The following is an 8,351-nucleotide window of genomic DNA, read 5'->3' as shown; positions in this document are numbered from 1 at the left end:
TTCGTGTTCCAGAAAGACGAAGTTCTTAAAAACAGCTTCGATATCTTTATCAAAACGCCGGACTATGTCGCGGCGATGGAATCCATCGACATTCTGCTAGCTGGTGTGAAGCAGACGCTCACCAACAATGCGGAAATCGAACAGGCCATTTCTGATTTCAAGGAATTGCGGGACGGGTTCGGCAAATCGAAGCCCGGCAATATTCCGAAGAACAGCAAGATTCATAAGGCGTTCGGCACCGGCAATAAGACCGAGAATATTCCCGAGGCGTTGAAGCCCTTTGAGACTTTCATCAAGAGCCAGGAGCCATCCGAGTGGATCGGCTGGCAGATCAAAGGCAACGAGTATCTGAAGTTGGGCGACAATTGCCCCTATTGCGCCACCCCACTTATTGGAGAGGGACAGAAAGATACCGCTCTCGCAGTCGAGAAGGAATTCGACGCCACGGCGGTCGGGCACCTCAACACGCTCAAGGCGGTCATCGAAAGGCTTGGCAAGTATCTCAGCGAAAAATGCCGCGTCAACCTGCAGAAGGTAACGAAAACCAAGATTGACCTGATCGCCGCCGAGGTAAGCTTCCTTACGGGCCTCAAGGCTGAGATCGACGGCATGATTGCCTAGCTGGAAGGTCTCCGGGCTATCTCCTTTTTCTCTCTGCGGGACGTGGACCAGATCAGTGAGAGGATCACGCCGCTGAAGATCGACCTAGCGCTAATGGAGAAGCTCGATTCCCCAGAGACCCGGAGCATCACAGACTCTGTCAATGCACAACTTGAAGACCTGCTTACGAAGGTTGCCGACCTGACCGGAAAGGTCAACAAGCACAAGGCCAAGATCAAAAAAGCGATAGAGGTCATCCAAGTCAGCATCAACACGTTCCTGAAGTCCGCCGGGTACAAGTACGTCGTCGAGATCGTTCCGGAGGACCAATCCTACAAAATGAAGCTGGTGCATCAGGATCTGGCCGGTCACCTTGAAACTGCGTCTAAGCACCTGAGCTACGGCGAAAAGAACGCCTTCGCCCTGGTTCTTTTCATGCACCAAGTGCTGAGCGAAAACCCGGACCTGGTGGTGCTGGACGATCCCATTTCGTCGTTCGACAAGAACAAGAAGTTCGCGATCCTGCACGAGCTGTTCCGGGGCAAGGCTAGCCTGAGAGGTCGGACCACCCTTTTGCTGACCCATGACATCGAGCCCGCCATCGATGTTATTAAAGGTACCAAGGACGTGTTTCAGGGAGCAAAACCATCGGCTTCTTTCCTTTCTTCGCGCGGGGGCATTGTGAAAGAAGTGCCTATCGCGAGGGAAGACATCCAGACCTTTGCCAGGGTCTGCAGGGCGAACATCGCCACGCTGCAGGACTCGATCCTGCAAGCCATTTATCTGCGGCGCGATTATGAATTACGTGATGAAGTCGGCGTTGAGTACAATCTGCTGGCAAGCTTGTTCAAAGGCCGCGCCGTGCCCACGCTGCAGACGGCAACTGAAAACCGGAACATGACCCCGGAGGAGAAACGGGCAGCAGAGGAAAGTATCCGAAAAGAACACCTGCCAGGGTTTAATTACGATGCGCTGGTCGCCGAGGTAAACGACGTGAACGCTATCCGCGCCAAATTCGCCGCCACGGACGTCGGCTACGAGAAAATCCAGCTGTTCCGGATTTTCGACATCGAACACGACGATGATGTGATTCGAAATTTTATCAACGAGTCGTACCACATCGAGAATGAATACGTGATGCAGCTCAATCCGCATAAGTTCGAGAGCATCCCCGAATATGTCATTGACGAATGCGTTCGCATGCTGCCGCCTATTCAATAGACGTTGACAGCCTTGAATCGATGTGCGCATGCGGGAGCTGACCATGCTCCTGGATGCATAGAAGCTCGCTAAAGGTGGCTGACGAGTGAGGCGGACAGTTTCAGGGCTTCGCGGAGAGAAAGAAGCTAGCAAACTAGGGACGGGCTGGCGATCAAACTCCAATGGAGTTTACTCCCATTCCGTTGCCGGATGAGCATGCCAACGGACGCAGCGAATAGGCGTTCGGTCCCCGCTGATGGTGCTTCTGATCAAGCGCCCGCCTAGCCAGCGCCAGCATGCTTCGAGGACACCAGTCGCAACAGCGTTCCGAAGAAAGAGTCGTCCGTGAAGAAGGCGGGAGAGCGCTGATTTAAGCGATCTTTTGGGCAGGGACAGTTTCGGTGAACGCCCGGATAATGGCACGCAAGAGTTCTGCGAGCCACCGCAGGAGCAGGCCGAAGTTGTAGCCGGCGGCGGCGAGGACCGCGTTGACGCGGTCGCCGACGCGGCTTTTGAGATAGTTGCGGTCCATGCGGTGCTCGGCCTTGACGTGGCCGATGACGGGCTCGACAGCCGCGCGACGCTTCATCTCGCGACGGATGGGAGCTGTGGCGCGGCGGACCTGACCCGAGATCCAGACCCTGAACCGATGCGGGTGGTTGTGACCGCGATATCCTTTGTCGACGTGGATACGGCGAGCCTCCACCCCGGTGAGCTTCTCCATGTCGGCGATTACGGGACCGAGCGTGTGCCCATCGAAGGGATTGCCATGCAGGGCCTTGGCATGGATCACGAACTGGTCACCCTTCGGAGACGTCACAGGGGTGGCGATGCTGACCTTGCAGCCGAACTCGTAGGGCGCGCGGGCTTTACCCTTGCCGATGCACTCAATCTCCGGAGCATGTAACGCATAGACCTTCGGACCGCGCTGATGCTGATCCTGGCTGCGCACCTGCTGCGCTAAACCGAGCAACGGGCCGAAGCGAGCTTCAAGCACCTTATCGCCATCAATCTTGCGGCTGATGTCGCGGATAATCCGACCAAGCCGTGTCCGCAGGAACTTGAGCTGCCGCCGCGCGCGTTTGAACTGGTGGGCGTGGCTATAGCGGCCGGTCATGATGGCGGCGCGCTTGGCCAGGCGCAGATAGCTCTGGCGCAGCGGCACGTGGTTTCGCTTGGCGAGCCCGACGAGCTTGGTGAGTGCCCTATGCATCAGACGCGCATCAGTCGGATGCGCAACGGCCTTGGGCTGCACCGTGGTATCGACGACCACCCGCTCCAGGTCCTTGGGGCCGATGGCGCCAGTCTTGTGCGCCACCGACAGGCTTTCTTGGATCAGCGCGACGAGCTGTTCCTCGCCCAGCCGCTGGCGCCAACGGGTCATCGACGATCGATCGAACGGCAGACGGTGGCAGAAGCTCAATTCGCCGCAGAAGTATTGGTAGTAGGGGTTCTCGATCCAGCGGGCGCACAGCACCTCATCTGACAAGTTGTGCCTGTGCTTCAGAATGAACAGGCCGGCCACGAGCCGCGTCGGCAAGCCAGGCTGCCCCAACCCTGTTTGGCAGACCGAACTAAAGCGCTCATCCAGAAACTTCCATTCGATCAGCGCCGCCAACCGCACCAGCGGGTGACCCAAGTCGATGATCTGATCGAGCGCCGGAAGCAGCAGGTCTTTCTGGCGATCGTCCCGCGGTTTGCTCATCGCCTTCCCCAATGCCGATGACCCGACATCAGGGAATCACGAATCGCCCAAAAGCAAAATCCCAAAACGCAGGAAAATGAGGTCCAGCACCCCACTTTCCTGCAAAATCGAATACTACATCAAGACCAATTCTGCTTACTTCTCAGACCGATCCGTATTCTTCACGGACGACTTCTTACCTCGCAGAACCGGGCGTGTCGGTTGGACGGAATGCGTGCCGCTTCAAGTTCGCGAACAGTCGGCGATGAACAGCTTTGGCACCGTCGGGTCGAGCCCGTGCGAGACCAAGTCGTCCAGCAGGGCCTGAACCGTTGCGGCATTCTCGCTCGCCCCTTCCACGAGTGCCAGCGGATGCTTGTTGCCTTCGCCGTCAACCCCGATCGCGGCGACCAGCACGAGATCGTCGCCGAGATGCAGCCGGTCGATTTGGACCACCAGAAGGTCGAGCGCGGACAGATCGGCAGCCATGAAGTCGGCCAGCCGCGCCGCCGACAGCGCGACGAACCTCCGCAAGGCCGCCGTTTTCGAAATCCCCGATCCGGGTGGTGCTGGCACGTCACTCTCGGGCAGCCGGACAGCGCGGCCGAACCGGCGCGTCGACACATTGATCAGCATCAGGTTCATCGCCCAGCGACCGAGCCAGTTCTCCTGCGCCGCCGTTTCCCAGATCGGGATCGTGATCTCGTCCACGCCCTGGACCCGCGGGCGCTCGACCTCGATCTTGCCGGCGTGGAAACCAACCCGTCCCCGCGTTCGGCCCCAACAGTGCGGCCGCCGCGCCTCATCGCGAGCGTGGCGCGGCCCGCAGGCCGCCGTCACATCAGCCTCCATCATCGTGCCGAGCGCCTCGATCCCTCCGCAAGGCAGAACCGATCGAGCTCGCCCGCATTTCTGCAAACGCGTCGTCCACAGCCTCGGTCGCCGGCGAACCAGCCGGTGTGATATCTCTCGTCATGGCGTTGCTCTCCTTTGTGGAATCAGCACCCCGAGCCTACCGGCTCAAGGTGGGCAACGCCGATCTCTTCAGAAATTCAACAGAACCCGGGACATCCCCCAGTTATTATTAGCAAAGGCGATACGGCAAAGGTGATGAAGCATAACGTAGAAGCCGCCATATGGCGGCTTTTGCGTTGAAGAGACCAAATTGGCGGCCGAGCAAGTGAGCCCTCATCGACCAACGTCCGCGTCAGTGATGGCGAAAGGTCGAAAAGATGGATGGATGTCAATCGGCCCTTTAGCTGCGGGCTGTTTTCAAGCTGCCATTCTTTCTCTCCCGTGGCACGCTGGTGGCGATTGCTCCCTCGGAGCTGGGTCGGGGTTGCGGAGACGGAGTGATCGCGGTTCGGCGAGACGATCGCCTAGCGTGACTGGATAATCGATGCGTCCTACTATGGCCCAATACTCGTCAATGCTCCGCTGTACACAGACGTTAGCGGCTGATCAATTGAGGTATTGGTCACAACAGGCCGGAACGTCAAAGCGCGGCAACCGTGTTGGTCTGCAATCTTGCCTCGCCCAACCGTCCGACAAACTCCACTTGCGCTCGGTTACCGAGATCGCGACGTGCACCACGAAGCGCGGACACTTTGAACAGCCATGCGGCTTTATCATCGTCGACGCTCGAGGCATCGACAGCGAACGTCATTTTGACAACACTTTCTTGCCCGCCCCGAACGCTTCCTGATCTTTCGGGTCGGCAAGCTCAAACCAAGAGCCGGGTGCATACGTGGCGATAAGCGTTGCAAAGAACGATTGTGCCTCCCAATCTTGCCCTTCGCGCTTCTCGAAAATGATGACTCCGTCACGGGTGAAAGAACTAGGTCCGGGAACATTGCAGTCGACCGAAAGTTCGACCCGCCACAGCCCGCCCTTCGTGGCTTGCTGCTCATCTATTGTCGGCGAGTAATGCACTCCAACCGGCTCGCCGATAGTGCAGCGGCCACGCCGCAGAAGATCGCCCAATTTGCCCTGCGCGGTGGTTACGAAGTTGAAGTTGGCGGGATTATGCAGAAAGCGACGGTTCACGCCACTTTCGTCGTTTGTGACTTCGTCCGCAATGAGCGAGAGCGCGAACGCCTGCCAGCCTAGTTCCATCGGCTTTGCATAAGGTGCCACAATTTTCGTTGCGCCATCGGGCGCCACCTCCCACGTGACCGTGTACTCTTCCTTTGCTTGATCGGCCCGATGTTTAGCCCACGAAAAGATAACTCGCTCGCCCGAGTGGGTCTTTTGACCAACCTCCCATCCCCTGGGGATGAAGTGTGCTACCTTCGAGACCATGGAAAAGATTTGCTCCGCTGTCTCACCATCCTGCGCTCGCCAGGTTGATTTGACCTTGTCGATAAGCGGATTGTCGCTCGTACGAACACCATCGCTCTTACCGGCCAGCCCACCCGGCAAAATGAACCATACGCCAAGGCCGACACAGAGGCCAAGACCGAGGCAAAACCAAAGCACGCGCCGATCGATCATTTTCGCTTCCCCGAGCAGGTGGTTCCTATATCCGTTGTTGTTCGGGGTCGGCGGCGACTTATGGAGCATGGCGACAATTCCTACGAGACCGGGTCGGGATTCAGTTCGGGATTGGAATCCGGAGGGAAAAGCGCGCCGTCGGCCCTATTTCACGCGTGGCCGATTGTTTAACTTACCGCAGGCCGATGGACGTGTTTCAAACGATCCAATATCTTTGAGCCTTCGCTGAACGATTTCGACCAAAATTGCTCCGCAAAATCCAGGTGGCACTTCAGTAGCTCAGACGGGGTTTTCGAGTCGGCAAGAGTTCTCAGAAAAGCAGCCTGGTCGTGCCGAGAGGAAGCAGCCAGTCTTAACGTGTCATTCAGTGCCGCGGCGAACAAGTTCCTTGTCGCTTCGATTGATTTTTGCCATTCCGGAAACGTAAATGAAACGCGCGATGCAGCTGCGGCCTTTTCTCCAAGATGATCAGTCGCGCCGCCTGCTCCAGGGGGTGATGCCTCGGCCAGTTCGGGCCCACGTGTTCGCCGTTCGCGTTTCTCGTCTTCGTGTATAGTCGCGGTCATCCGATATCTCCCGGAACGGATTTCTACGTGCTGAGTGGCTCGCCGCTCAGTTTCAATCAGCAAGCTTCAGAGGGTACCACCACCTTCAACATGTCATACCTGCCTTATCTGGTAGCGCTCGCTCGCGAGGGAGAAGCAGACATCCGTTAGAGCCGCCCCGCTCAAGGAGCAGCGTGAAGTTCACTCAACGATCTTGGATGCATTGAAGGATATGATCAGGCCATGTGTAGGGTGAATTTGGCTACTTGATCCGTGCATAGGCGACCAACGCGACCAGCCCAGGCTTGCATAAAATGTCTGACACGCCATTAAGCTATCACACTGTCCAGGCATGCATCGAGCCGAGGCGCTCACGAGCGGGCTGTCGACGCGAGCGTGAAGTTGCCTGCAGCCTCGCATGGAATGCAAATGTCGACCGAACCAGCCGACGGAAACGCTCGGCGACTGCGATGTGGCGTGACCTGCCACTGAGTATTTCCTCCAGAAGGAGTTAGAGTCCGCCCCGAAATCGACGTCTTGGCACATGCTAGACCGGTGATTGGCGCGAGGTTTGGAAGGTCATTGCGAACATCGACGCAGAACTGGAGCGACGCGCTTACGATAGTCACTGACAGAGCGGCATCTGAGATAGTGCCGGCAAGGCAGAACTAACCGGTGCCTCGATGAGGCGACCTGAGCGGAACAATCGGAACGCCACTACTTGGAATAACCTTCAAGCCAATACACGTGCTGGCGGAGCTCCAACTTCGTACAGCCTCGTTTGTTAGACAAGTCACAGCCAGTTCATTCCAGGATCTCACAACACGTTCCCAACTCTCTTTCCGAGCCGGGAGAAGCGCGAGCATCCTTTGCGCCTTGCGCGAAGCCGCGAACTTCCCGTTGCGCTTCGCTTCTTTAAGAATTTTGCAAACTAGCTCCTCAGTTCGCTTCCACCCTGCTTCGGTCATTCTATCATCGACAAAGCTACCGAAGCATATTCGAAAGAATAGGGCACGGTCTGCGGCGATGTATGATAGTAGGCCCGGCTCGTTCAGCCATCGATGAAGAGCTTCGAGCTGGTCCGACCCGCCTAGCGTGAGAGCATCAGCCCGCTCAAATATATAGAATGCCGCGAAGCCAGCGACCTCAAGCTGCATGTCCAACTCTAGCGATTCCAGCCAATTGGCAATTGCTTTTAGCGGAGACATTGCCCTGCTCTCCATACTGCCAGTTGTGATTAAGCCGGCGACTGGAATAAGGTCAGCTCGAGAGCGACTCAACCCCGGAGAACACGAGCAGTCAACTACAAGAATCTGCAGGTGACGCAAATCAGAACCGTCCGCTCAAAGCGCTTCTTGAAGCAGGAGAGAAGCAATCGCAGTGGTGCGCGGCACGTCGGGTCTCACCGCGACGGGCAGCGTGGAAACATCCGCAATGTGCTGAAACGGGTCTGTTGGGAAGACTGCAAGCACGCAAACACCCACGAGGATTGGTGGGCGCAATCTAAGATGGCATGATGTAAATTCCGCTTGCTGACTGAACGAGATTCGATTTTTGAGGTGATGGAGCGTCACCGCAAGCTGCGCGCGCAAGTCGATGCCGCGGCCTCCATATCCGCAAAACTGGTCGAGGGCCGGAGTTTGATGCCGCCAACGCGATCAGCGAGCAAAGGAGGTTGGCCCGCGAGGAGTACGCAGACGTGCTCATTCACTCTAAACCGACCACGATTGCGGGCGTCGTCGCTCTGAACCGCTACGTCGCAAGCCTACCGGCTTGGCTGTTATCTGACGACTATGTTGGTAGTCGTCGGTGTCGTGCGAAATGGTGAT

5 protein-coding genes and 2 pseudogenes are annotated in these 8,351 nt (G+C 57.3%); 2 read left to right on the top strand and 5 right to left on the bottom strand.

Annotated features, from left to right (window positions below; all coding sequences use genetic code 11):
- Window positions 1-621: pseudogene (locus tag GGD62_RS41415) on the top strand (hypothetical protein); the annotation flags it as partial.
- A gap of 42 nt (window positions 622-663) precedes the next feature.
- Complete coding sequence (locus tag GGD62_RS41410; protein WP_312014343.1) at window positions 664-1,821, top strand: AAA family ATPase; 1,158 nt, start codon at window positions 664-666, stop codon at window positions 1,819-1,821.
- A 349-nt stretch (window positions 1,822-2,170) separates the two neighbouring features.
- Here GGD62_RS41410 and GGD62_RS40320 read toward each other — a convergent pair whose 3' ends face one another.
- From GGD62_RS40320 to GGD62_RS40300, 5 genes and pseudogenes are all read right to left on the bottom strand, one after another.
- Window positions 2,171-3,505 (bottom strand): IS5 family transposase, encoded by a 1,335-nt coding sequence (locus GGD62_RS40320; protein ID WP_183714791.1) that lies wholly within the window; start codon window positions 3,503-3,505, stop codon window positions 2,171-2,173.
- 237 nt (window positions 3,506-3,742) lie between these two features.
- Window positions 3,743-4,460: pseudogene (locus GGD62_RS40315) on the bottom strand (IS256 family transposase); the annotation flags it as partial.
- Window positions 4,461-4,979: 519 nt separating this feature from the next.
- Entirely contained in the window at window positions 4,980-5,150 is a 171-nt protein-coding gene (locus tag GGD62_RS40310) for a hypothetical protein (RefSeq protein ID WP_183714788.1), read from the bottom strand.
- A complete protein-coding gene (locus tag GGD62_RS40305; protein WP_246800576.1) occupies window positions 5,147-5,977 on the bottom strand; it encodes a nodulate formation efficiency C protein in 831 nt (276 codons plus the stop codon). Before GGD62_RS40305 ends, GGD62_RS40310 begins: the two co-directional genes overlap by 4 nt.
- A 167-nt stretch (window positions 5,978-6,144) precedes the next feature.
- Window positions 6,145-6,543, bottom strand: coding sequence for a hypothetical protein (locus tag GGD62_RS40300; RefSeq protein ID WP_183714785.1), 399 nt, complete (start codon window positions 6,541-6,543; stop codon window positions 6,145-6,147).
- Window positions 6,544-8,351 lie beyond the last annotated feature (1,808 nt).

Source organism: Bradyrhizobium sp. ERR14 (assembly GCF_014198235.1).
In the GTDB taxonomy this organism is placed as follows: Bacteria; Pseudomonadota; Alphaproteobacteria; order Rhizobiales; family Xanthobacteraceae; genus Bradyrhizobium.
This window is presented reverse-complemented; position numbering and strand designations above follow the sequence as displayed.

Bases quoted from the DNA above. Each gene is read 5' to 3' on its own strand.
- GGD62_RS40310 (WP_183714788.1), bottom strand. From the start codon at position 5,150: ATGACGTTCGCTGTCGATGCCTCGAGCGTCGACGATGATAAAGCCGCA.
- GGD62_RS40320 (WP_183714791.1), bottom strand. From the start codon at position 3,505: ATGAGCAAACCGCGGGACGATCGCCAGAAAGACCTGCTGCTTCCGGCG.
- GGD62_RS40300 (WP_183714785.1), bottom strand. From the start codon at position 6,543: ATGACCGCGACTATACACGAAGACGAGAAACGCGAACGGCGAACACGT.
- GGD62_RS40305 (WP_246800576.1), bottom strand. From the start codon at position 5,977: ATGATCGATCGGCGCGTGCTTTGGTTTTGCCTCGGTCTTGGCCTCTGT.